The organism is Arcicella sp. GW458-12-2-14-TSB2, from assembly GCF_059423785.1.
In genome coordinates this window covers 25869-50862 of the sequence record NZ_JBWKYN010000016.1, presented here as the reverse complement: position 1 = coordinate 50862, position 24994 = coordinate 25869, and the positions used below count along the sequence as shown (strand labels likewise).

Here is a 24994-nt window from a genome sequence, read left to right as displayed (position 1 = left end):
GTCTTAATATTATAATGCCTTACATTCAAATCAGAATTATACAGGTCTGTAGTTTCAATTAAGCCCTTCGCTCCAAAATCATTTAAAGCAGTGATTGAGTATTTAAAAAATGATTCTGAATCTGTTTTTAAATGTAAATACCCTCCTGGGGATAAAATTTTAGCATAAATCTCTAAAAAACGTGGATTTGTAAGCCTTCTCCTTACGCCACTCTGTAATACTTGTGGGTCAGGAAAAGTTATCCAAATCTCAGACACTTCATTTTCTTCAAAAAAACTATCTAACCCATGTATTTTAGTTCTCAGAAAGGCAACATTCCTTAAATTACCTTCAATCGCTTTTTGACTCCCCACTGCTATCCTATCCCCTTTTATATCGATGCCTATAAAATTCTTATTAGGAAATAACTTGGCCAGCCCCACAGTATATTCACCCTTTCCACAGCCCAGTTCAAGTACGATGGGATTAGAATTATGAAAAACCTCTTTATTCCATGCCCCTTTTATATTTTCATACAATGGTTTTCCTTCTTGTATAACATTCTCTTGAATAATATTACTCTCAAATCTTTTAGCTTTTTGCCTTCCCATTAATCTACTACTTATTTTTTTCTTAATATTTGAATTACGCTCTTAAAATTACAACTCGTCAATATCTGCTACTACAAAAGTACTTCCACCAACATAAATTAAATCTTTAGCTGAAGCCTGATTTTTAACAAAAGCAATGGCTTTGTTAACATCTTCTATGACAAAACCTTGCAAATTAAAATGTTTTGCTTTTTCACTTAGCAGACTGGCTTCTAACGCCCTAGGAACATTTGCTTGACAAAAGATATAGGTGGCTTCTTTTGGTAACAGAGCTAAAATGCCTTCAATATCTTTATCAGAAACAAAGCCTAATATCATCCATAGCTTATTGTATTTTATCTTTGCCATGCTTGATAGTACTTCTGTAATGCCACTTAAATTATGGGCTGTATCACAAATCATTGTTGGGTTTTCTGATAATATTTGCCAACGACCTTTTAAGCCAGTGATAGAAACTACATTTTCAATTCCATATTTAAGAGCTTCATTGGTGATGTCAAATCCTTGTTGTTTCAATATTTCAACAGCTTGTAATACCCCTAAAATATTTTTTAACTGATAACTCCCTTTTAGTTGAGAAATATAGGTTTCAGATAAATTAGTTTTTTTATTTAAAATTTCTAATGCTAATGATAGTCCGCTGTTATCAAATGATTTTATTGAAAAACTATCTTCTGCAAAAAAGATATCGGCAGATCCTGCTAAGGCTTTCTGAATAAAGACGTCCTTGGTTTCATCTTGATACTCACTTATAACGACGGGCGTATTTCTTTTGATAATTCCAGCTTTTTCTCCAGCAATCTGAGCAAGGGTATCTCCTAAAATATCCGTATGATCAAAACTAATGTTAGTGATAACAGATAGTTCTGGATGAATAATATTAGTAGAATCTAATCGCCCTCCTAAACCTACTTCAATTACAGCAATATCAACCTGTTGACGGGCAAAATAGTCAAAGGCCATACCTACGCTCATTTCAAAAAAAGAAGGCTTTAAATCCTCTAAAAAAGTCTGATTCTCAGCTACGAACGAAACCACCGCTTCTTCCGCTATTGGCTCACCATTAATACGAATGCGTTCTGTATATGATTTTAAATGTGGTGAAGTATACAAGCCTGTTTTATAGCCAGCAGCTTGCAAAATAGCTGCTAAAAAATGTGAAGTACTTCCTTTTCCATTGGTTCCTGCAATATGAATTGTTTTAAATTTTTCATGCGGGTTTCCTAAATGCGCACAAATGGCATTGGTATTATCTAAGTTGGCCTTGAAAGCTTTCTTCCCTATTCTATGGAATACGGGTAATTGTTGGTATAAATAATGAATAGTTTCTTCGTAGGTCATTTTATTAAAATCGGATGCTGACAGAGCAATCCTGATGATTTATCCTGATTATCTAATGAACAAAGATAATTGATGGATGCTCTTAAAAGAAAAAAGTGTAAGCCTTTCGACTTACACTTTTCAATAATTATCTCAAATTATCTCGGACTTAATTTGAAAGTGACTGTTCCAGAGGAATATTCTGGTCTATCTCCATCACTTGTCGGTCTAAATTTCGTCTTCTGAACTGTTCTTTTGTATTTCTGCATGACTGTTGGACTAACTGTGCTTTCGACAAGACTAATATCAACTACATCACCATCAGAATCTACTTTAATTTTGAATCGAATAATACCTGTATCGTTTGAATCATCATCAACAACAGGTTTACTAAACCATGTCCAACCTGTTAAATTTAAGGAACTTCCACCGCTTCCGCTTCCTCCTGTTCCACCGTTACCATCTCCTGCTGGTCGTTTGGTGTAATCCCCTCCTTCTACTACTTTTCCTTCTGGCTGTCCTTGATTTCCCTTCCCTTTTGAATTTCCATCAGATGCTCCTCCTGGTCTTGATTCTGTTCCTGAAGTACCATTAGAAGAACTATTTCCTTTCTTGGTTGGTAACAGTGCTGAATTATCAATTTTCTTCTCAGGGACTTTAACAGGTGCAGGAGTTGGCTTTACTTCAGCTGGTTTTGTTGCAACCTTTTTCTCTACTTTAGTTATTACTTCCTCTTTCACTTTTACAGGGCTCGTAACTTTGCTACTGACTACTGGTGGTTCTTTAGGAGCTTTCTTAACAACTGTTTTTACTTTTTCAACTTCTGGAGGAATCACAGGCTTTGGAACTACTTTTTCTATTTTCTTAGTTTCAGTTGAAGCTTTAGATTCTATTTCTTCTTTTAAATCACTGGCTTTGTTTTTTGTATAAACTTTTCCACTTCCTGATTTATCTGTCCCAAAATTCATGACAAAACCTCCATCACCCACTAATTCTTCTTTTTTGTTCTCCTCACTAGTCCATACCGTAATATACCAAAATAAGTAAAACATTAAAGCATTAATGATAATTGTAATAATAAGCGCTCTCTGCCTATTTTTACTTTCTTCTTCTTCGAGTTGATAGGAGTTCATTGATATAATAGCTAATGATTGATAGAATAACCAAACTTACTTTTTAAATATCCAGGCATTTTGGTTGATAGATTTAGCAACTTTGATAGCTTCTTCTTCATCATTAAAACTACCTGCAGAAACTTTTATTAACTTTCCGCCATTTGATGGTTTTAAAATAGAAGCATGAGAGAAACCTTTACGTTTCAATGTTTCTAATTGATTCTCTGCATTCTCTTTTTGTCCAAAACTTCCTGTTATTACAAAAAAACGATTTTCATCTTCATTTAGTATCGATTTTTCAATTGATTTAACAGCAGGAATAATTTTCACAAATTTAGAAGAATCTACTTTTGGAACCACAGCCATAGGCGTAGCAGTATCTACAGGAACGGGGTCAGCGTAAGCTTCCATCTCTGCAGGTTGTTTCTGCGAAAATTGAAAAGGATTGAAAGAACTTAAACTGTTTTTCTCATTATCATATAAATAAAGAGCTGAGACAAACAATGAAGCAGCTACCATAGCTACTAAAAACTTTAATACAGGAGTTCTTTTTTTATCCTTAGTAGTCGATACTCTATTAGCCATAACTTTAAGCTCTATCGCTGATGTATCACGATCATTACTAGCAAAAACATGTTGGATAGTTTTCTGAGAAACAGTATTATTAACCAGCGTATCCACTTTAATAATTGGCTGAATAATATTACTTCTTTTGATAGATATTTTTTCTAATCCGAAACTTTCTCCTAAAAAATTACTTTGTTCTGAAGCATGAAATTGAATTTTACCTTCTTCATTTTGTGTAAACATACCAACCCCATCAATATGAAAGTGTTGCTCGACACGAATGCCTTTCTTTGCTTCGTCAACAAACAGTCTAATTTTTTGAGTAGCTTCTTCTCTGCTTATTCCTTCATGCTTGGCAATAAAGTTACTCAATAAACCATCATCATTTTTTAGTAAGCCATTGAAAGCCAACCATTTTTGTGCCGGCTGGATATATTGTTCTAATTTATCAACCTTGGCACAATCAAAATTGGTTACGAATCCTCCAAAATCAGGGATTACCACACAATCTTGTTCAAAGAGTAATTCTCTAATATGATTTTGTACTGTTGTCATAAATTTTAAAAGAATTCAAATAGTTGTTTTTAAGTTATATGGACGAATTTAGAAAGAATATGACAGACCACCAAGAAAATTTACCCCTTGTGTAGGATAATATAAGTATCGCTGATAACTTTTATTTAAAATATTGTTCACAGAAATGAATAAATCTAAATGTTCAGAAAGTAAATAGGTAGCTTTTAAGTTAAGGTCGATAATCGAATTAAGTTTTACTTCACGATTTGTCACATAGTTTTTCCCTTTTAGTCCAGTGATAAAGTAAAAATCAGATGCTAACAATAGTTTATCTTTAACAGTAAATGTGTTCGTCCAAGTAGCATTGAAAGCAGGACGATGCCAAGCGTTTTCTAGATTACCTAAGCCGCTATATACATTTACATCAAACTTGAAATTAGACCTCCAAACATCAGGAATTTGATAGCTGGCTTGTCCTGAAAAAGTCGTTACTTTTACGATAGTGGTATCATTTGAATACATCACATCAAAACGAGTACTATCTGTTGAATTGCTATTGAATACATAAAAATCTTTATAACGAGCATAGCTAATTTTAGCTTCTACCGACAGTCCGTTAGATAAGGTAGTTTTTGCTCCTGCAAAATAATCAGCTGTTTTACGTGTATTTCTTAATTGAGTGAATCTTCCTAACCATTGATTTTCGGTTAATAATGATGAAAGATTATTCGCATACACATCTCCTTCATATCCTGCAAATACTTTCACACCTTCAATAGGCTGCACATCAATTTTGACAATTGGAAATAAATAGCTGTTATTAAAAGTATTCTTTTCCCTGTCATTGATAATATTTAAACCCGCCGTGATTGAAAATAAATCATTTTTAAATTGAAAGGTTGGCTTTACTTTATACAGGTTACGGTATAAAGTAAGTGAATCTTGGCGCTGAGCGATAACGATACTTCCTTCAAGTAAGGCTGATAATTGTTCTGTCAGGGGATATACTCCTTTCAAATTCGCATTCCAAACTAATTCATTGGCCTTTAAGTGTGTAAATAAATACGATAAGTTTGAGTTAAGAACATAGTCAACTTTCGCATTTTTGTTATTATTACTTACTGTACCGGTGAAATTAAACTTGTTCCATGAATTGAAAATTTGCGATTCAGGGAAGTTAAAATTGCTTTGGTTATTATAAGCATAATAATCAAAACCTCTTCTTTCCCACCCTAATGCACCCGCTAGTTTTACGGCACTGAACGATGTTCGGCTATGAACCTTTATTAAATTCTGAGATTGTCCAGAATAATTTGCACCAATAGGGCCTAGTCTAAAGCTATTGTGTTTGATGTATACGCCATGATAATTATCCTCGCCAGTTGAAAACCCTCCATGCCCTTCTAAAAAGGTATGTCCATAATTACCAATTCCAGCTCTGATTATATTATTATATCTTTCCGCAAATTCGTTCTCTTTAGTACTTCCTTTATCAGGCATTGTCACAGTCGGACTAAACTCAGGGGTCTCTACTGGCAATCTTCTTTCAATAAATTCATATCGAATAGGTTTCTTGGTATTATCTATTTTAGCGGTAGAAATCTTTTCAAAAATTCTATTCGCTTGAGGCAAATTCACTTTTGCCTCTTTCCAAACCTCAATTTCATCGGTTTTTACTTCTCCTTCTTTCTTCTGGGCTTTCATTTGCAAAGAACAACCAAGCGCAATTAGTAATAAAGGGAGTCGGGTATATATGGTATTGAATGAGCTATTTTGCATTGTAAGAAAGGTTTAAATTACCTAAGTCTATTTTATTAAAAATTATGGTGATAACATGCTGTACTATCGTTTCTCGATAGCTTTTAATTTTACTTTGGCTTCCGCTACAATTGTTTGGTCGGGAAGGTTCTCTATAATAGAGTTTAAAGTAGCACGTGCTTGAACGATATTATCAAGACCTACAAAATCATCTGATAATAATAAATATGCTTTACCAACAATGTTATCGGCAGCATCAGCAAAGTCTGTTCTGAATTTACTAATAATCATTTCAGATGATTCCTTATATTTTCTTTGGGTATAAAGAATTTTAGCAATCAAATACTGCGCTTCTGCACCATAATTATCTTTGGCAATTTGAATCGTTTGATTGAAATATTCTGTTGCCTTTACAAAATCATTTCTGTCCATGTAAATTTTACCTGTATATAACCTTGCTTTGCTTTTTGCACCCAATATTAAATCGGGAGTATTAGCTACTTCATTGGCATAATATAGTGTAGAATCTGGTCTTGACATTTTATAATAAGATTCCATCAACCCTATTAAAGCTGCTTGTTGGTCTTTTTTATCTCCTACGAATCTTAAAATATTTCTGTAATTCGTAATAGCTCTACTGAAATTATTGCCGTTAAATTCTAATTCTGCCGCTTTTACATAAGCTTTGTTGACTGATTTGTATTTATTATCAGCTATTACTTGATAATAAAAATTCAACGCTTGGTATTTGTCATTCAATTTATAATAAGATTCAGCAATCAAGTATTTAGCTTCATACGATTCTACACTGGTTGGATTTTTACGAACGTATTCGCTCAAAGCGATGATAGCTTTATCAAATTTATCTGCATAAAATAGGCGTTTAGCCGTTTCATATTCTAAGCCAACTACAGAATTATCAGTAGGGTTAGTTCGTTGATAATCTGCTAAAATTGCCGAAAATTCTTCTGGACGACCCACTTCGTTTAATTCTTCTTGCACGCCCGTCAAAGCATCTTTGCTTTGTGAAAGTGTCGGGAAGTTTTTCAAAATACTCTTGTAATCCAAAATAGAAGCCTCATGATTGGCCGTGTTGGCAAAAGCAGCTGCACGTTTTAATAAAGCGTTTGGAATTAATCTACTCTGTGGTTTATTATTAATCAACTGAGTGAATCTAGTAATAGCAGGAATGTATCTTCCAGCGACAAACTCCAAATTGGCTTCTTGATACAAGGCATTGTCAAAATAAAGCGACTGTGGATAATCTGTTTGAACTTTTTGGAAAGCTGCCTTTGCTCCTGCTTCATTACCTTTCAAGGCTAATACTAACCCTTTTTGGAAAGTAGCATAGTCGCGGTCTGAACGACTGCCTGCAATGGCTTGATCATAATAATAAATCGCTTGGTCATACTTTTTAGATGCAAAATAAGTATCTCCCAAACGAATCAAGGCATCTTGATAAGATTGTGAATCGCCAGAAGATTTCATTTGGTCGGCATATTCTTTAAAAACTTTATTCGCTTTGTCGTATTCTTTATTATTATAATAGCAATAAGCCAATGAATATTTGCTCTTACTTTGAAGTTCAGCTAAACTACTCACAGAAGGGTCGGAAGTAGCAATCAACGACTGGTATAAAGGAATGGCTTCTGAATATCTTTTTTCTGCCGACAATGCCTCTGCTTTCCAAAAATTAGCAGCATATTTCGTTTCTAGGTTCTCGGGCGTTAATAATGATTTTTCAAAATAAGGAAGTGATTCGGCATAACGTTCGTCATTATAGAATTTTACCGCTTGATTGAATGAAATCCTTTGATAAGCAGCATTGGTTCTTGGCGTTCGTTTCTTCAATCCTTCTATATAGGCGAGTGCTGCCTGATAATTATTGGAATATAAATAGGCTTCACTAACTAATTCATTGGCTTCGTCTTCGTATTTAGAATTTGGATATTTTGCTAGAAAGCTTTCAAAGGCTTTGATAGACTCTGCTCCTCTTTGTAAATCAAGCAATACTTTTGCGTAGTTAAAATCAGCATCTTCCGTAACGGTTTTATTGAAGTTGGTCTTTCTCGCTTGGTCAAAGGCTCCTAATGCATAATTGGGATTATTGGCTTTTAAATAACAAATCCCTAAAATATAGGCGGCATATTGACCGAGGGTATCGCCTTTGGCAGCAACATTTTTTAATTGTTCACTCGCTGGTGCAAATTGGTCGGTTTTATAAAGGCTATAACCATAACGATAAGCAATCGTCAATGGCATTCCTTGCGACTTATAGTTCTTGTAAATAGTATAATAATTGGCAGCTTTAGCATACTCTGCTTGTTGAAAATATACTTCTGCACTTAACAACGCCACATCATCAAGTTTTTTTCCAGAATTTTTCTCTTTTAATAAAGGCTCTGTATAAGCCAACATTTCAGTAAATTTTCCTTGTCGGTAATAACTATGGGCTAACCAACTTGGAATTTCAGAGAAATAAGAAGTAGAAAGTTCGGCTTGTTTAAAATCAAAAATAGCTTCTTCATATTTTTTAGCCCTGAAATTAATAACGCCGGCATAATATGAAGCCGAAGGTGCGTATTGTCCCTGACCGCCTTTGATGCTATCAAAAATAACAAGGGCTTCATTGTAATTTTGAAGGGTAAAATGCGAAATTCCTAAACGAAATTGTGCTTCTTCATTTGATTTAGGGCTTTTAGACAAATAATCTATAGCACGAGTATAATCGCCTTGTTCATAAAAATAATTACCTATTTCAGTAAAAAGTGTTCCTGCAATAGGATGCTCAGGATAATTTCTTACAAATCGATTGGCTAATAATTCAGTATCCGAATAATTTAAATACAAACTACATTTTACTAAATAGTATTCTGCCCACACTTTGTTGGCATCTTCTTTTTCCAAAAAGGTTCTGTCTGCTTCGAGGTATTGGGTTAGTTCTGCTCTACATGCTTCATAATTCTTTGATTCAAAATGTTCTTGTCCATTTCTAAAATGAACAGAAATATCTGAATAACTTAATGTGCTTTGTGCCAAAACAGCGGTATTGAAAGCAAAGAATGAAAAAAGGAGTGTTGAGATTACTAACGAAGTTAATCTTTTCATTAGAGATGATTTTTAGGGTGTTTATTCTATCAAAAAAAGCAAATATGATTATTTTTAGATAGAAAATAATTTGTTAAACAAGCTATGGATTGTTACTTTTGACATTTGTGAAATTTTTCGAAGCTTGTAAGTTTAGTATAATCAAGTAAAATTATCAAGCTACAAAGGTTTTTTCATCGTAAAGTATTATTTAATTTTAAAACGTTCATAGCAAACATTAAATTATGAAAAAAAAATCAATATTAGCCGTATTCCTACTCATTTGCCAATTCCTGAGGGCGCAGACCCCTATAAGTCAGCCTAAAATTGAGTATGCCCTTTCGATGGAACAACCTTCTTCTCATTATTTTGATGTGAATATGAAAGTGTCTAATCTTGATTTAAAAACTAAAGCTCAAGGTTATATCGATTTTAAAATGGCCGTTTGGACACCAGGTTCTTACTTGATTCGTGAATATGCTAAAAATGTAGAAAGTGTTAAGGCTACTAGCAAAACGAGTCTTTTAAAAGCTGATAAAATCAATAAAAATACTTGGCGCGTACTGATTGATAAAAATACCAGTGAAGTAAGCATTTCTTATAAAGTATATGCCTATGAGTTATCGGTTAGAACATCTTTCTTAGACGATTCTCACGGGTATTTAAATCCTGCAAGTGTATTCTTATACGTTAATGCTTGGAAACAAGTTCCATCAACGCTGATAATTAAACCTTATGAGGGCTGGACGAGCGTTTCAACAGGTTTGAAAAATATTGGTACATTTACTTACCAAGCGGATAATCTTGACATTTTGATTGACTCACCTATTGAAATTGGAACGCAGAAAGTACTTTCGTTTGATGTAAGTGGAGTTCCGCACAAAATTGCTATGTATGGAGAAGCAAAATTTGATGATGCTAAAGTTACTGCTGATTTCAAAAAAGTTTGCGAAGCTGCTATGTCTGTTGTTGGTGAGCATCCTTGTAAAGACTATACTTTCTTGATTCATAATTTAGCTGCTGGCGGGGGTGGTTTAGAGCACCTTAATTCAACTACTTGCCAAACATCAAGAAACAGCTATTCAGATCCAAAACGTTATCAAGGTTTATTAAATTTGATAGCACATGAATATTTTCATTTATGGAATGTAAAACGTATTCGTCCAAAAGCACTTGGCCCATTTGACTATGAAAATGAAAACTATACGCATATGCTGTGGTTTTCAGAAGGTTGTACTAGTTTTTATGCTACTTACATTTTGCGTAAGGCTAATTTGAACACGCCAGAGGAATATATGAGTGCCTATGCTTCTGAAATCAATACCATCGAAAACCAGCCGGGTAATAAGGTTCAATCGGTCGCAGAATCAAGTTGGGATGCATGGATAAAATATTATCGCCAGAACGAAAACTCTCGCAACAGTACTATTTCTTATTATGACAAAGGAGCTGTATTAGGTGGTGTTTTGAATCTAGCTATTTTAGAATCTACCAAAGGTGCTAAAAATCTTGATGATGTAATGAAAGCCTTATACAATGAATATTACAAAAAACTAGGCAGAGGTTTTACAGATGAAGAATTTCAAAAAACGGTAGAAGCTGTTGCAGGTAAAAAAATGGATGATTTTTTCCAAAAATATATTTTTGGAACAGACGCTATCTCTTATAATACTTATTTGTCTGCCGTGGGCATGACGCTGGTTGATAAAAATGCTGAAAAAAATGAGCCATATCTAGGGGCTGAATTTAGAGCAGCTAGTGGTTTGAAAATCACTGGAGTGATAAAAGATTCACCTGCATATATCGACGGATTGAATGTTAATGATGAAGTTTTACAGATTGACGGACAGACTATTTCAAAATCTGAAGAGGTTTTAAAAGTTATCAGTAACAAGAAGATTGGTGATCTTATGGCTGTAAAAGTAAGAAGAGATGGTTTGGATAAAACTTATGCGATTAAGATTCAGAGAAACCCTACTAAAAATTTCGTAATCGAAGCACTTCCTACCCAAACAGAGGAACAAAAAGCACTTTATAAAAAATGGTTGTTTTTGTAAACAACAATCTTTAAACTCATTTAATAAAATAGGCTTCTTAAAAAGAAGCCTATTTTATTTTTAAATAATTCTTAATTATGCGCTTAATCTTTATTATCGATTTTAAATAATTTAAGGCCTTTTATAAACTTATAATCTTTTATATTATAGCTAAATAGCTCTAAATCAGTAATAATTGCTGTTGATGCAATCAACCCATCGGGCATTACTAACCCATGACTTAAATAATATTTTTCAATTAATTCAAAAGCCATTATTGAGATATTATCATTTATTAAAGCAATATGAAAACGTTGAAGTTTTTTATTGATTGTTCTTAAATCTATTTTATTGGTAGCACCAACCATCATTTCCATTTTAGTGACAGCTGATATTACGACATTGTCAATACCAATAACTTCTTCAATAATATTTTTTGTAACTAGATGCCGTTTTTTGTTTTCGTCAAAAAAATCAATCATTACATCAGTATCACAAATTATTTTCTTCGTTTCCATGCTTTCTGGCGTAAATCTTTAGCATCTATATCTTTACCTGTGAAAATTTGAGAAATATCAGAAACATCAATCATCTTATCACCTGATATAAGCGAAACGCCATTTAAAGACGTTTTTTGAGGTTTCGATTTGTCAATCTTTTGTATTGAAAAATCAAAGTATTTCGAGAAATCCTTTAAAGCTTCAAGCGTTTTAGGATTTTTATAGTTAATGATAATCTGTGGCATGACTCATCAGTTTAAAACAACATTATTCAAACTATATAATATTTTGAAGTATATAAAATATACGTACAAAATTAAACTTTCTTGTGTAAACTAAACTGTAACGAACAATAATAATAAGGGCGATAAACTATTTTGTTAAAGTTTATCGCCCTATTTAAATTTCAATGTTAATAATCTCCCATTAATTCTCCTAAATCTTGATACATCTCTTTAAAACGGGCGATAATTTTTTCGATAAATGCTTCATTGACCATTGCTCGAACTTCATCTTCAGAAACGTCCATCTCTGATATTTTGTAAACTTGTTCTAAATCTGGTGTTTCGAACTTTACAAAAAACTTTGAATTCCATTTATATAATGAAATTTTCAAATCAGGACTAGAACCTTTTAACTCGCCAATAAAATACATATCAGATTAATTTAAATTGTGTGAGACTGACCTATTCTTCTATAATAGTAATTTTCTGGATGACATCTCCTTGACGAATAGCATCTATTACTTCTAAACCTTCTACTACTTTACCGAAACAAGTATGGTTACGGTCTAGGTGAGCAGTATTTTTACGGCTATGACAAATAAAGAACTGTGAACCTCCAGTATTTCTACCACGGTGAGCCATTGATAAAACACCACGGTCGTGATATTGGTTATTTCCTGTCAATTCGCAAGGAATAGTATAGCCAGGACCACCACCACCTGTTCCAGTTGGGTCTCCACCTTGAATCACAAAATCAGGTAAAACTCTATGAAATGTTACGCCATCGTAAAATCCACTTTTTGATAAATCAACAAAGTTTTTAACATGAATGGGAGCATCTTGCTCATAAAATTCTATCACCATCAAACCTTTGTCGGTTAGCATTTCAGCTTTAATCATTGCAATATTTTTTAAAAGTTTAAATCAAGACAGCGAACTGCCCTTACAAAATTAGAAACAAAAGTCTTAAAGTCATAGTTCAGCATAAGACTCTTGTCCGATTTCCAAGTTCATTTCAACTATTTCTAGTAATTTTACGAGGGACTTCATCACACAAAACTGAACCTGCAAAGACAATTATTTACATAAAACATTTAAAATCAGTGAAAAACAAAGCATTATTATTGATACTCTCGGGCATTTTACTTTTTTCTTGTGGTGCAGATAAAAAAGAAGAGGCTATCAAATTCTTCAAAAGAGGGAATTATAAATTAAAAGATAAGGAATATCAAGAGGCTATTCATTGGTTTGACGAAGCCATTATTAAAAATCCAGATTTTGCTGATGCTTATAATAACAGGGCCTTGGCCTATCAAAAGCTTGATCAACTCGATGAAGCCTTAACGGATTTAGATAAAGCCATTGATATAGACAAAAAATATTGGGAAGCTTATTACAATCGTTCTGAAGTATATTTCCAAAAAGGAGATTTTCAGAATAGCTTAGTAGATTTAGAAAAAATTGCAGTGCCTTTTAAAGATTCATCTTTTTATTTTGTGAGCTTAGGGAATGTAAAAGTACAACTTAATAATAGTGCAGGAGCAACAGCCGATTATGAAAAAGCGATTAGGATTAACCCTAATAATGCAGAGGCCTATTCAAACCACGGTTTTATTTATTTTGAAAACAAACAATATGATTTAGCTAAAAAGGATTTTCAAAAAGCGATTTCGATTAATCCTAAACAAGATTTCGCTTTAAACAACTTGGCATTTATCCTGTCGGAAGAACAAAAATTTCAAGAAGCAAAAGTATTCTCAGAACAAGCCATTGCTTTAAAACCGACTGATGCGATTTATTTAAACAACTATGGCTATATTTTACTGCAAATTGGTAAGCTAGACCAAGCCAAAGAAACGCTGGAGCGTTCGTTAAGAATTAATCCGCAAAATGCCTATACGCTCAGAAATTTAGGTTATTACTTTCAAAAAATTGGTAACCAGAACGAAGCTCAAATGAAATTTCAAGAGGCAAAGAAATTGGATAATAGTATTGATATTAAATAACATGCTTATCCCCAATTTCTAATAAAATAATACGTTTCAGAAGATTTCAAAGACTTTTGAATTTATTCTCGACCTTACTTTTTGCCTTGATGCAAAAAGTAACAAAAAAATCAAGAATTCCTAAACTCGCTTCGCTCAAACAGTAGGAATTCGTTGTTCATCAATCACAAAAAAGCAGTCGAAAAACTAACTTCAACCGCTATTTTATGATTTTAAAATTCGGGATGACTCATGCTTAGTTTAACTTAAAGCGCAAAGCCTGCTTTAAATTTCTTGAATATCTCAGTATTGTATTTACTATCTGTTTCTATTTCGAAGATTTTTGATTTTCCATTTGGTTGAAGAAAAGCTATTGACAATTGATGAAACTCTTCGACGGTCTTTGCATTAAAATACTCTAAATTCGCTTCAGAGGCTGTTTTTTCAGCGGTGTATGATTGAACTGTTTCAAAATAATCATCTAACTCAGCCTGTTTACTTGGGCCGTCAATTATTCTGAAAATTCCACCACCATGATTGTTCATCAAAATAATATTAAGGTTATCAGGCATATAACGATTCCATAGGGCATTTCTATCGTAGAAAAAAGCTAAATCCCCTATTAATAGATACACCCGTTTGGTAGTACTCAGGGCAGCACCAACAGCAGTACTTACACAACCATCAATCCCGCTTGTTCCTCTATTGGCAAATATTTCTATTTTCTTAGTTGGGTCAGTTCCTATATAATTGGCATATCTTACTGACATGGAATTAGCCAAATGTAGTTGACTATCAGCAGGTAAGGCATCTAATAGTTTCTTGATGGCATAAAATTCATTTAACTGATGTTGATGGAAGTTTTCTAAGAAAAAATGCTCAAGATAATTGTTTGCCTTGAAGCTATTTCTTTTCCATGCGTCCAAATAATCACTACTTCTTTCTTCATCATCTCCGTTTTTGAATTGAGAGAAATCTATTTCTTCTAATAGTTTGGAAAAGAAATACAGCGGTTGAACAGGAAGTATTTTGGTCAACGATTGAAAGGTATCAATCAGGTGATTATCTAAACTTAAGTGCCAATGTTCGATAGCCTTATTTTTTCTCAAAAAGGTTTTAAAACTTTTTGAAATAAAGGATTTTCCAAATGTAATTAATAATTCTGGTGCTAAGTTTTCAGCATCTTGTTGCAGAAAAACATCCTGATTAGAAATCACGTTGAATTTCAAATTTGAGATGGAGTCTCCAACTACAGGGAAATTAAATTCGTCTTGTAACTTCTCTAATATATTTGTTAAATCAGGGTCAAATTCATTTTGCCCGCCTGCTATCAATACCTTATCATATTGCTCAATACTTGCTAAAAGATTAGCCCATACCTCGTTTGAGAGAACATTAGATGTTTCAACCCTTTCTATTACTCTCACACTACCATCAGAGACAACTACTTCATTTTCAAGTGGATAAAAAGGCTCTCTGAGGGGAATATTAATATGAACTGGTCCTTTAGGAAAAGTATTGGCGAGATTTACGGCATGATTAACTGTTCGTTCGATATGCCAGATAGCATCTGGATGGCTGTAATCAGCCCCTATTTCAAAGCTTTGCTTTACGTGCTTCCCAAAAATATCTGTTTGATAGATTGTTTGCCCGTCATGTTGATGAATCCACTCTTTGGGTCTATCTGCTGTCAGAATAATCAAAGGAACTTCTTGAAAAAAAGCCTCGGCCACTGCGGGCGCGTAATTATAAGCTGCTGAGCCTGAAGTGCAACAAATAGCCATGGGTTTGCTAAGGTTTTGAGCCATCCCCAACGCAATAAAAGCAGCGGAACGTTCATCAGAAATCGACCATGTTTCAATAGCAGGATGACGCACCAAAGCAATTGTTAATGGAGCATTCCGTGAACCGGGTGAAATAATGGCATGATGAACACCTTTTCTTGAAAGAATTTCTACAAGATTTACAATCGGTTGTAAAAGCATAGATACTTACAGATTAGTAAACACTAAATATTGATAAAAAGAAAAAGCGTAACCAATTGAATTTCAATTAATTACGCTTTTAATAAGTAGCGGGAAGCAGGATCGAACTGCCGACCTTAGGGTTATGAATCCTACGCTCTAACCATCTGAGCTATCCCGCTGTCGTATTGTGGTGCAAAATTAGTGCTTTTGCATTCAAATGCAAAGGTATTTTAGAAATACTTTCATTTTTTATTCAAATTATTTTTTTAACTTCATCATTAATTCCTCAAAATGTCGTATAAATAATTGAGAATCAACAAGGAACCGTAATACATTTTTTATAGGAGAAAAAGTAAATTTTTTGAAATTAAAAAAAAAGCTTGCGTATTTCTCTAACATTTATACCTTTGCCAAAACAGAGTTTCGGTAGTCAATTACTCGACATCTATCTGGATAAATTGTTTCTTCGAGTAATTTAGTGATTTAATTACCTTTAAATGTTAGGATTATGAGCAAACATAAATTTATTGTAGAATTTGAATTGAGAGCCTCTCCTAAGGTACTTTTTCCTTACATTAGCTCAGCGTCTGGCTTACAACAGTGGTTTGCAGAGAAAGTCACCTTGAAAGACAGTTCAACATTTGATTTTTCTTGGGATGGCGATAGTCATATTGCAAAGCTTTCACAATTGAGGTTAAATAAATCGGCCAAATTTGATTTTTTACCCAGTAGCCCTGAAGACAGAGACCATAATTATATTGAGTTCAAAATGGAAGTAAGTGACTTAACAGGCTCTACTTATTTAAAAATTGTTGATTATTCTGATAATACAGATGAAAGCGAATTAAATGAACTGTGGGAAGATTTAATTTATAAGCTCAAAGAAATTGTTGGCAATTAAGCTTATTTAACAAGCGTATCAACTCAAAAATATTTAATTTTGCGTTTCCTTAACAGAGCGCACTCAACGCTCGTGTTTCTTTAATGAAATACGAGCGTTTTAATTATATTATATGATTAAGAAACTTGATAAACTTATCATTAAGTCCTTTTGGCAACCATTTGTATTAACACTAGCCGTAGTAATTTTCATTTTCTTGATGAGACTTATCCTAGTATACTTCGCTGACCTTTTTGGTAAAGATTTAGGGGTTGAAGTATATTTCGAACTTTTCTTTTATTTCAGCTTAATTACCATTCCGATAGCCTTGCCTTTAGCAATGCTTCTTTCTACATTAATGACTTATGGAAAATTAGGCGAGTTTTTTGAATTAACAGCTATCAAAAGTGCAGGGATTTCAATTACTCGAGCCATGCAACCAATGTTTATTGTCACGGTATTAATTACCCTGTTTGCTTTTTGGTTCAATAATGTTGCCTTGCCTTGGGCAAACCTAAAAGGGTATCGTTTACTATATGATATTAAAACAACGAAAACCACTTTAAATATCAAAGAAGGTATTTTCTATAATGATTTGCCTGGCTACAGCATAAAAGTCTCAAAAAAATACCCAGATAACAAGACTTTAAAGAATATTGTCATATTCGACCATACCAAAAACGATGGGAACAAACACCTAACATTGGCCGATTCTGCATTGATGTACACCATCATGGATAAACAATATTTGATTTTTGAGCTTTTTAATGGTAACGATTATGTAGAAGATGCTGACAAAACAAGCAATACAAATCAGACTGATATGGTTACGCATGCTTTTCGGAAAAGTAAGGTAGTGATGAGCTTAGCGGCTTTTGATATGCACAAAACCGAAGAAGAACAGTTTAAGCATTATCAAATGATGAGAAGTTATGAAGAATTAGCCAAAGATGCTGATTCGCTCAAAAGGGACTTTAATCGAATAAGAGGCAATTTTTATGACAATGCACGGTCGTATTATTTGTTTGAGATGAACAAATTTCCACCATTATTAAACGAAGACCAGAAGAAACTCAAAAAAATGAAGATGAGTTCGATAGACTCTCTCATTAAAAAGCGAGATGTCCATACAGCTAACCCTTATCAAAGTCTTGATTTCGCCATTTCGCAGGTTAACAATGCCCTTAGTTTTGCTGAAAGCAATGTTTCGGTATTAACTTCTAAGGACGAGGACTTAAGGAAAACGAATCTTGAATGGCATCATAAATTCACGAATGCTATTGCAGTGTTTGTCATGTTTTTGATTGGTGCGCCCTTGGGTGGTATTATTAAAAAAGGTGGCTTTGGTTTGCCAGTAGTTATTGCTATCGTATTTTTCATATTGATGTATGTAATGACGCAGCAGGGCGACAAAGCAGCCAAAGAAAGTAGGGTAATCGTACAAATAGGTGCATGGATTTCAAACACAGTATTGTTCCTAATTGGGTTGTATTTTTTAAACAAAGCCAAAAACGATTCTCGCCTATTTGAAAGTGATGCTTATATTGTTTACTTTAATCAACTGAAGGAAAAGCTTAAAAAAGCAAAGTTTTCGAAGAGATTTTTCAATAATTACAGTTAAGATTTGTTAATAGCAAGAAAAAACGTTATTTTTGCACGTTTTCATATTTTATAACAATTTAAACTGGTTGAAGATGTATTTAACTTCAGAAGTAAAGCAGGGGATTTTCGAATCTCGTGGACATGAGAAGTCAAAAATTGATACTGGTTCTGCAGAGTCGCAAATCGCTTTGTTTACTTTCAGAATCTCTCATTTGACAGAACACTTAAAGAAAAACAAAAAGGATCACTCTACTCGTATGGGTCTTTTAAAGTTGGTTGGAAAGCGTAGAAGTTTGTTAGATTACTTAATCAAGACAGACATTACTCGTTACCGTGCTATCATTGCTGAACTCGGCATTAGAAAGTAATTTTCTTTCAAAGCAGGGAGTCTTGAAAAAGATTCCCTGCTTACATTTCCTCTCTTTGGGTACTCGTCAATTTTTTGGTGGTTCGTCAGTAAAGTAGTTTCTCTAAACAATTTTAAGGATAAATTAAACATTGACGAACAGAAGAATTTGCGAATCAACATCCAACAAAAACCTTGTTTGGTACGTTAAACTATTAATCAATCAAGGTAATTAATCAAAAAATATGTCTTTTAACGTAATTACGAAGAAAATAATAATGCCCGATGGTAAAGAAGTTACCATCGAAACAGGTAAACTCGCAAAACAGGCAGATGGGTCTGTGGTCGTGAGAAGCGGAAACATGATGCTTTTGGCAACTGTAGTATCTAGCCAAACAGCGAAAGAAGGTACAGATTTTTTACCCCTATCAGTTGATTATCAAGAAAAATTTGCTTCGGCTGGTAAAATCCCTGGAGGATTTTTACGCAGAGAATCAAGACTTTCAGACTATGAAATTCTGGTAAGTCGTTTAGTAGATAGAGCTTTACGCCCTACTTTCCCATCTGACTACCATGCTGATACACAAGTAATGATTACGATGATTTCTGCAGATGCTGAAGTCACACCAGACGCTTTTGCAGGTTTAGCCGCTGCCGCAGCCCTTGCAGTGTCTGATATTCCATTCAACGGACCAATCTCTGAGGTTCGTATTGCCAAAATCAACGGCGAATTTGTTGTCAACCCTCTTACTTCTCAAATTGCTAATGCTGAACTAGAATTACTAGTTGCTGCAAACGTGAACGATATTTTGATGGTTGAAGGTGAAGGAAATGAAATTTCTGAAACTGACATGCTTGCTGCCTTGAAAATTGCACATGATGCTATCAGAATCCAATGTGCTGCCTTGATTGAATTAACAGCTGAAACAGGTAAAACTGCTAAGCGCGAATACAATCACGAAACACATGACGAAGAATTGAGAAAATTCCTTTGGGATACTTATTTTACGAAGTTTTATGACGCCGTAAAATTAGCTAATCCAAGTAAAAGTGGTCGCAAAGATTCTTTCAAAGCTATTGAAGAGGAATACTTTACATCATTACCAGAAGATACTACTGTTAATAAAACGTTAGCAAAATGGTATTTCCATGATATTGAAAAAGAAGCGGCTCGTCAATTAGTATTAAACGAACGCTATCGTTTGGATGGACGTAAATTAGATGAAATTCGTCAAATTACTTGCGAAGTTGATTATTTACCTTCTCCACACGGTTCGGCTGTATTTACTCGTGGTGAAACACAGTCGCTTACTACTGTAACATTAGGAACTAAACTAGATGAACAAATCGTTGACCAAGCAATGACATCTGGTTACAACCGTTTTATGTTGCACTATAACTTCCCTGGTTTCTCTACAGGTGAAGTAAAACCAAACAGAGGTCCAGGTCGTCGTGAAATTGGTCATGGTAACTTAGCGATGCGTGCTATCAAAAAAGTATTACCTGCTGATGCCGACAATCCTTATACTATCCGTGTAGTTTCTGATATTTTAGAATCAAATGGTTCTTCATCAATGGCTACTGTTTGTGCTGGTACTTTAGCATTAATGGATGCTGGTGTAAAAATCAAAGCTCCTGTTTCTGGTATTGCTATGGGCTTGATTTCTGATCCTAAAACTGGTAAATATGCCGTTCTTTCTGATATTTTAGGTGATGAAGATCACTTAGGAGATATGGACTTCAAAGTAACAGGTACAGAAAATGGTATCACTGCTTGTCAGATGGATATCAAAGTAGATGGCCTTTCTTATGAAGTATTAGCGGAAGCTTTGGATCAAGCAAAACGTGGACGTTTACACATTTTGGGTAAAATGAAGGAAGCTATCCAAGCAACTAGGCCTGAAATGAAGCCTCATACGCCAAGAGCGATGGTTATCAAAATTTTGAAAGACCAAATTGGAGCAGTAATCGGACCAGGTGGTAAAATTGTTCAAGATATTCAAAAACAATCTGGCGCAACGGTTACGATTGAAGAAAAACCAGATGGTGGTTATGTTTCTATATTCTCTTCAAACAAAGAGTCGATGGACAAAGCCGTTTCTATGGTTAAAGGAATTGTGATGATTCCTGAAGAAGGCGAAGTTTACGATGGTATTGTAAAGTCAATTATGCCATTTGGTGCATTTGTTGAGTTTTTACCTGGCAAAGATGGTTTATTACATATCTCTGAAATCAAATGGGAACGTTTAGAAACAGTGGAAGGTGTACTACAAATCGGAGAACAAGTAAAAGTAAAATTGATTGAAGTTGATAAGAAAACTGGCAAGTTCCGCTTATCACGTAAAGCTCTTTTACCAAAACCAGAAAAGAATTAGAACAAATCCGCATTTTATTACGTTCTTTTGATAACGAACTAAAAAATATATCTTACCAAACGATTATATTCTGAACATTTTGTCTTTATATAATTGTTTGGTTTTTAACATTTGGATTTGTTAACCATTTAAAAATATAACAAGGATAATATGAGACAGCTAAAAATTAGTAAGCAAATTACTAACAGAGAGAGTCAGTCACTTGATAAATATTTACAAGAGATTGGCAAGGTGGATTTATTGACACCAGAGGAGGAGGTTATTTTAGCTCAGAAAATTCGTGACGGGGATCAACTTTCATTAGAAAGACTAACGAAGGCAAACCTTCGTTTTGTGGTATCCGTAGCAAAACAATATCAAAATCAAGGGCTTAGCTTAGGTGACTTAATTAACGAAGGAAACCTAGGTTTGATTAAGGCTGCTCAACGTTTTGATGAAACTCGTGGTTTTAAATTTATCTCTTATGCTGTTTGGTGGATTCGTCAGTCAATTTTGCAAGCTTTAGCTGAGCAATCTCGTATTGTACGTTTACCGCTTAACCGTGTTGGTTCTCTTAATAAAATTTCTAAAACTTTTTCTGAATTAGAACAGAAGTTTGAGCGCGAGCCTACTCCTGAAGAATTAGCAGAAGTATTAGAAATCTCAACAGGTGAAGTTGTTGATACTTTAAAAATTTCGGGTCGTCACGTTTCGATGGATGCACCATTCGTACAAGGTGAAGAAAATTCACTGTTGGATGTTTTGGAAAATGACGGTGAAGATAAACCAGATTCAGGATTAATTAATGATTCACTTCGTCGCGAAGTTCAAAGAGCTTTGTCTACTTTAACACAACGTGAGGCAGATGTAGTTACTTTATATTTCGGCTTGAATGGCGAACACGCTATGACGTTAGAAGAAATCGGAGAGAAATTCAATTTAACACGTGAACGTGTTAGACAAATCAAAGAAAAAGCTATTCGTAGATTAAGACATACTTCTAGAAGTAAAGCATTAAAAACTTATCTTGGGTAGACTTTTGGATTTAAGACTGGAGGACTTAATGACTTTAAGATTTTATTCTTTGAGTCATTAAGTCCTTCAATCTTTTATAGTCTTTAAATCCTGTAGTCTTTTAAATCCTTCAGTCTTTTCTAATCCTTAAGTCCTTTAGTCTTAAAGTCATCTAGTCTTTTCTATACCGCACCACTTCAACACCAAATTTCTTTAAAAACTCCACTCCTTCATCTTTAGGGATTCCTTTGTATTCGGCATAAGAATTTAGGTAAATTACTCTAGCGACCTTCATCGTAAAAATTATTCTTGCACAGGCAATGCACGGAGACAAGGTCACATAAATTGTTGAACCTTCAATGCTTGAGCCATTTTTTACTGCATACAAAATAGCATTTTGTTCCGCATGCAAGGCTAATGAACAACTTCCTTTTGAATCTCGCTCACAACCGTCTATCGGAAATTCTATATCACAGTTATGTGTTCCAGCAGGAGGACCATTATAGCCTATCGAAATAATACGAGTATCTTTAGTGAGCACCGCTCCTACTTGTGCTTTTACACAATGAGAACGTTTGGCTAAGTTAACTGCCAAATCCATAAAAATATCATCAAAAGCAGGTTTCTGCATACGTTTTAGAAGTTTATGAGTGGTAAGGTATTAAGTTTATGAGTGTAAAGTAAATGAGTCTAAAGTACAAAATTTCATAAAAGCGAAATTCACCAGTATGAACGCTAATACTTTAAACTCATAAACTCTTAATGATGTACTCCGCCATCTCCATGTACATGCCCATGGTCTAGTTCCGACTGAGTAGCTTCTCTTACTGCAACGATAGTTCCTTTAAAAAACATTTCTTTATCAACCAACGGGTGATTAAAATCCATTCTTACTAAAGTATCTTCAACAGCAATAATTTTTCCATTCAAACGATTACCAGCATCATCAGTCATTGGTAAGAAATTACCAACTTCTAACATTTCTTCTACATATTCGCCATCAACTTTGAAAATCTCTTTTGGTAACTCTACAACGGCCGAAGGGTCGTATTCACCATACCCGTCTTCAGCAGGAATTGAAAACTCAAAGCTATCACCCGCAGAAAGTCCCTGAATTTTTTCTTCAAAAGCTTCAGGTAAACCGCTTAAACCTTGAATAAAAACCATTGGGTCTTCTTGCTCTACAGTCTCTATTAAATCTTTTACGCCATCAGCATCTGTAACTGTTAGCTCGTATGTTAAGGTAACAACCTTTTCATTTGAAATTTGCATTGTACTAAGTTTTTTGATAGTGTTTTCGTTGAGGGACCCGTATTTGCCACAAACGTAAGGGTTTTTCCTTAACTTTATGGTCTCAGAACAATAAAAAAAACATAAAAGTTGAATTTTTTAGCACATACTTTTCTATCTGGCGATGATGATGATATAAAAATCGGGAATCTCATGGGCGATTTTATCAAAGGAAACCTTGATAATGAGCACAATTCTTTCATCAATGAAGGGATTAAAAATGGTATTATTTTGCATAGAGCAATAGATTCTTTTACCGATGCACACCCTATTGTTAGAAAAAGTATTCAGAGACTTCAGCCTAAATACCATAAATGTGCTGGAATAGTGGTAGATGTATTTTACGACCACCTTTTAGCGAAAACATTTCAACATTATTCGCCTTTATCCTTACTAGAGTATAGTAAAGCATTTTATGCGTTGATTACTGCTCGAAAAAAAGATATGCCTGCCAAGATGGACAGAATGATTAATTCAATGGTAACGACAGACTGGTTCAGTGGATATGCTACTTATGAAGGTATTGAATGGTCGTTGAAAGGGATTTCCAGAAGGCTACACTTTGAATCAGGCATTGAAAATGCTACTGAAGATTTAAAAAGAGATTATGATTTATATTTAGACGAATTTCAAGTTTTCTTCCCCGAACTCATCGTATATTGTCAAAATATTTTAGCAAAACAAAAGAATGCCAAAATCTAGTACTGAAGTATTAAAAGAATTAAAGAAAAAGACCTACGCACCGTTGTATTTATTGCATGGTGATGAGCCCTATTATATAGATAAAGTTGCTGATTATTTAGAAGAACATGCTTTAGGAAATGGTGATAAAAGTTTTAACCAATTTGTATTATTTGGAAAAGACTTGAATGTACCTTCCTTATTATCGTATGCCAAGCGTTTTCCCATGATGTCTGACAAACAATTGATTCTGGTGAAGGAAGCACAGGGCATTCAAGGATTAGAACAAAAGGACATGCAAGTAGCCTTGGAAGCTTATGCCCAAAAACCGCTTGACTCTACTATCCTTATTTTGATGTTCAAAGATTCAGTAGATGAAAGGAAAGCATGGATAAAGGCCTTTGATAAAAATGGCGTGGTGATGCCTTCTAAAAAGCTGTATGATAATAAAATTCCAGACTGGATATTAGAGTATTGCCATGAACAGGGATTGAAAATCAGCAGGAAAGCGATTGAGATGTTAATTGAAAACGTTGGCAATGATTTAAAACGTTTGGCATCCGAAATCAACAAAATTGTGCTGAACCTTCGTGTAGATGAAGAAATCAATGCGCATGTCGTTGAGAAATTTGTAGGCATTAGCAAAGAATATAACTATTTTGAATTTCAAAAAGCCTTGATTACTCGTGATGTACTAAAAGCCAACCAAATTGTCAACTTTTTTGCTGCCAATCCTAAAGACAATCCGCTAGCTCCTATTGTCATGATGCTTTTTAATTTCTTTTCAAAAGTATTGCTTACCCACGTTACACCTGATAAGTCTGAAAAAGGTTTAGCAAGCGTATTAGGCGTAAATCCATTTTTCACAAAAGATTACTCTTTGGCGATTAGAAATTATAATCTGTCAAAGGTAGTCTATATTATTAGTGAGATTAAGAAATTGGATTTAAAATCAAAAGGAATTGACAGTGGCTCAATGACCGATGGAGAAGCATTGCGAGAAATAACGTTTAAGATTTTACATTAAAATTGAGAATACAAGTATTCTCAATCAGCTCAAAAGTAAGCTGTTTTTTCAAGTTAAAGACGTATTAGCCTATCAAACGTCTAAAAAAATAAGATTCAATTTTCTTTTTCATTAAATTCGTTCAAATTATTCATT

General features: G+C 34.1%; 22 protein-coding genes and 1 tRNA gene. 9 read left to right on the top strand and 14 right to left on the bottom strand.

Translation table 11 applies throughout. From position 1 onward, the window contains the following. The 6 genes from trmB to AC07XN_RS04165 form a co-directional block, all read right to left on the bottom strand. Positions 1-590: tRNA (guanosine(46)-N7)-methyltransferase TrmB (trmB, locus tag AC07XN_RS04190; protein WP_494742127.1), on the bottom strand; the 590-nt coding region annotated here is incomplete at its 3' end. Between the two features lie 48 nt (positions 591-638). Continuing rightward, positions 639-1931 carry a bifunctional folylpolyglutamate synthase/dihydrofolate synthase gene (locus AC07XN_RS04185; RefSeq protein ID WP_494742126.1) on the bottom strand — a complete coding sequence of 431 codons (1293 nt, stop codon included), beginning with the start codon at positions 1929-1931 and terminating at the stop codon, positions 639-641. Between the two features lie 137 nt (positions 1932-2068). Continuing rightward, on the bottom strand, positions 2069-3043 hold the full coding sequence (locus AC07XN_RS04180) for an energy transducer TonB (protein ID WP_323247643.1): 975 nt from the start codon (positions 3041-3043) through the stop codon (positions 2069-2071). Positions 3044-3079: 36 nt separating this feature from the next. Further along, a complete protein-coding gene (locus tag AC07XN_RS04175; protein WP_494742125.1) occupies positions 3080-4147 on the bottom strand; it encodes an HU domain-containing protein in 1068 nt (355 codons plus the stop codon). A gap of 48 nt (positions 4148-4195) precedes the next feature. Next, entirely contained in the window at positions 4196-5887 is a 1692-nt protein-coding gene (locus AC07XN_RS04170) for a TonB-dependent receptor (RefSeq protein ID WP_494742124.1), read from the bottom strand. A 63-nt stretch (positions 5888-5950) separates the two neighbouring features. Next, the gene (locus tag AC07XN_RS04165; protein ID WP_494742123.1) at positions 5951-8974 is read right to left on the bottom strand and encodes a tetratricopeptide repeat protein; all 3024 of its coding nucleotides are present in this window, start codon (positions 8972-8974) and stop codon (positions 5951-5953) included. A gap of 224 nt (positions 8975-9198) precedes the next feature. Between AC07XN_RS04165 and AC07XN_RS04160 the strand changes: the two genes are divergently transcribed. Further along, on the top strand, positions 9199-11010 hold the full coding sequence (locus AC07XN_RS04160; protein WP_494742122.1) for a M61 family metallopeptidase: 1812 nt from the start codon (positions 9199-9201) through the stop codon (positions 11008-11010). A gap of 83 nt (positions 11011-11093) precedes the next feature. Here the strand turns inward: AC07XN_RS04160 and AC07XN_RS04155 are convergent, their stop codons facing one another. From AC07XN_RS04155 to AC07XN_RS04140, 4 genes are all read right to left on the bottom strand, one after another. Then, positions 11094-11507 (bottom strand): type II toxin-antitoxin system VapC family toxin, encoded by a 414-nt coding sequence (locus AC07XN_RS04155; protein WP_494742121.1) that lies wholly within the window; start codon positions 11505-11507, stop codon positions 11094-11096. Beyond that, entirely contained in the window at positions 11489-11734 is a 246-nt protein-coding gene (locus tag AC07XN_RS04150; RefSeq protein ID WP_309916449.1) for a hypothetical protein, read from the bottom strand. The genes AC07XN_RS04155 and AC07XN_RS04150 overlap by 19 nt, the downstream gene beginning before the upstream one ends. Positions 11735-11901: 167 nt before the next feature. Continuing rightward, positions 11902-12144 (bottom strand): hypothetical protein, encoded by a 243-nt coding sequence (locus AC07XN_RS04145; RefSeq protein WP_309916451.1) that lies wholly within the window; start codon positions 12142-12144, stop codon positions 11902-11904. A 31-nt stretch (positions 12145-12175) separates the two neighbouring features. After that, entirely contained in the window at positions 12176-12613 is a 438-nt protein-coding gene (locus tag AC07XN_RS04140; RefSeq protein WP_309916454.1) for a peptidylprolyl isomerase, read from the bottom strand. A 203-nt stretch (positions 12614-12816) separates the two neighbouring features. Here AC07XN_RS04140 and AC07XN_RS04135 point away from each other — a divergent pair, with 203 nt between their 5' ends. Then, positions 12817-13719 carry a tetratricopeptide repeat protein gene (locus AC07XN_RS04135; RefSeq protein WP_494742120.1) on the top strand — a complete coding sequence of 301 codons (903 nt, stop codon included), beginning with the start codon at positions 12817-12819 and terminating at the stop codon, positions 13717-13719. A 245-nt stretch (positions 13720-13964) separates the two neighbouring features. Here AC07XN_RS04135 and menD read toward each other — a convergent pair whose 3' ends face one another. Continuing rightward, the gene (gene menD, locus AC07XN_RS04130) at positions 13965-15683 is read right to left on the bottom strand and encodes a 2-succinyl-5-enolpyruvyl-6-hydroxy-3-cyclohexene-1-carboxylic-acid synthase (protein ID WP_494742119.1); all 1719 of its coding nucleotides are present in this window, start codon (positions 15681-15683) and stop codon (positions 13965-13967) included. Positions 15684-15770: 87 nt separating this feature from the next. Continuing rightward, positions 15771-15844: transfer RNA gene (locus AC07XN_RS04125), tRNA-Met, on the bottom strand. Positions 15845-16173: 329 nt separating this feature from the next. On the opposite strand from AC07XN_RS04125, the gene AC07XN_RS04120 reads away from it, so the two are divergent. The 5 genes from AC07XN_RS04120 to AC07XN_RS04100 all read left to right on the top strand — a co-directional run bounded on the left by AC07XN_RS04120 (position 16174) and on the right by AC07XN_RS04100 (position 21882). After that, entirely contained in the window at positions 16174-16566 is a 393-nt protein-coding gene (locus AC07XN_RS04120) for an START-like domain-containing protein (protein WP_309916462.1), read from the top strand. Between the two features lie 112 nt (positions 16567-16678). Further along, positions 16679-18166, top strand: coding sequence for an LptF/LptG family permease (locus AC07XN_RS04115; protein WP_309916465.1), 1488 nt, complete (start codon positions 16679-16681; stop codon positions 18164-18166). 73 nt (positions 18167-18239) lie between these two features. Then, entirely contained in the window at positions 18240-18515 is a 276-nt protein-coding gene (gene rpsO / locus AC07XN_RS04110) for a 30S ribosomal protein S15 (protein WP_184135770.1), read from the top strand. Positions 18516-18738: 223 nt separating this feature from the next. Beyond that, positions 18739-20868: a polyribonucleotide nucleotidyltransferase gene (pnp, locus tag AC07XN_RS04105; protein WP_309916468.1), complete on the top strand. Its 2130-nt coding sequence runs from the start codon at positions 18739-18741 to the stop codon at positions 20866-20868. A gap of 150 nt (positions 20869-21018) precedes the next feature. Beyond that, on the top strand, positions 21019-21882 hold the full coding sequence (locus AC07XN_RS04100) for a sigma-70 family RNA polymerase sigma factor (RefSeq protein WP_109744482.1): 864 nt from the start codon (positions 21019-21021) through the stop codon (positions 21880-21882). Positions 21883-22033: 151 nt separating this feature from the next. On the opposite strand, the gene AC07XN_RS04095 is transcribed toward AC07XN_RS04100, so the two are convergent. Together AC07XN_RS04095 and AC07XN_RS04090 are read right to left on the bottom strand one after the other, a co-directional pair. Continuing rightward, a complete protein-coding gene (locus AC07XN_RS04095; protein ID WP_309916470.1) occupies positions 22034-22492 on the bottom strand; it encodes a deoxycytidylate deaminase in 459 nt (152 codons plus the stop codon). A gap of 128 nt (positions 22493-22620) precedes the next feature. Continuing rightward, positions 22621-23133, bottom strand: a complete 513-nt coding sequence (locus AC07XN_RS04090) for an FKBP-type peptidyl-prolyl cis-trans isomerase (protein ID WP_309916473.1) — start codon at positions 23131-23133, stop codon at positions 22621-22623. 108 nt (positions 23134-23241) lie between these two features. Between AC07XN_RS04090 and AC07XN_RS04085 the strand changes: the two genes are divergently transcribed. Further along, entirely contained in the window at positions 23242-23853 is a 612-nt protein-coding gene (locus tag AC07XN_RS04085; RefSeq protein WP_494742118.1) for an acyl carrier protein phosphodiesterase, read from the top strand. Continuing rightward, positions 23840-24859 carry a DNA polymerase III subunit delta gene (holA, locus tag AC07XN_RS04080; protein ID WP_309916478.1) on the top strand — a complete coding sequence of 340 codons (1020 nt, stop codon included), beginning with the start codon at positions 23840-23842 and terminating at the stop codon, positions 24857-24859. The genes AC07XN_RS04085 and holA overlap by 14 nt, the downstream gene beginning before the upstream one ends. Positions 24860-24994: the final 135 nt, after the last annotated feature.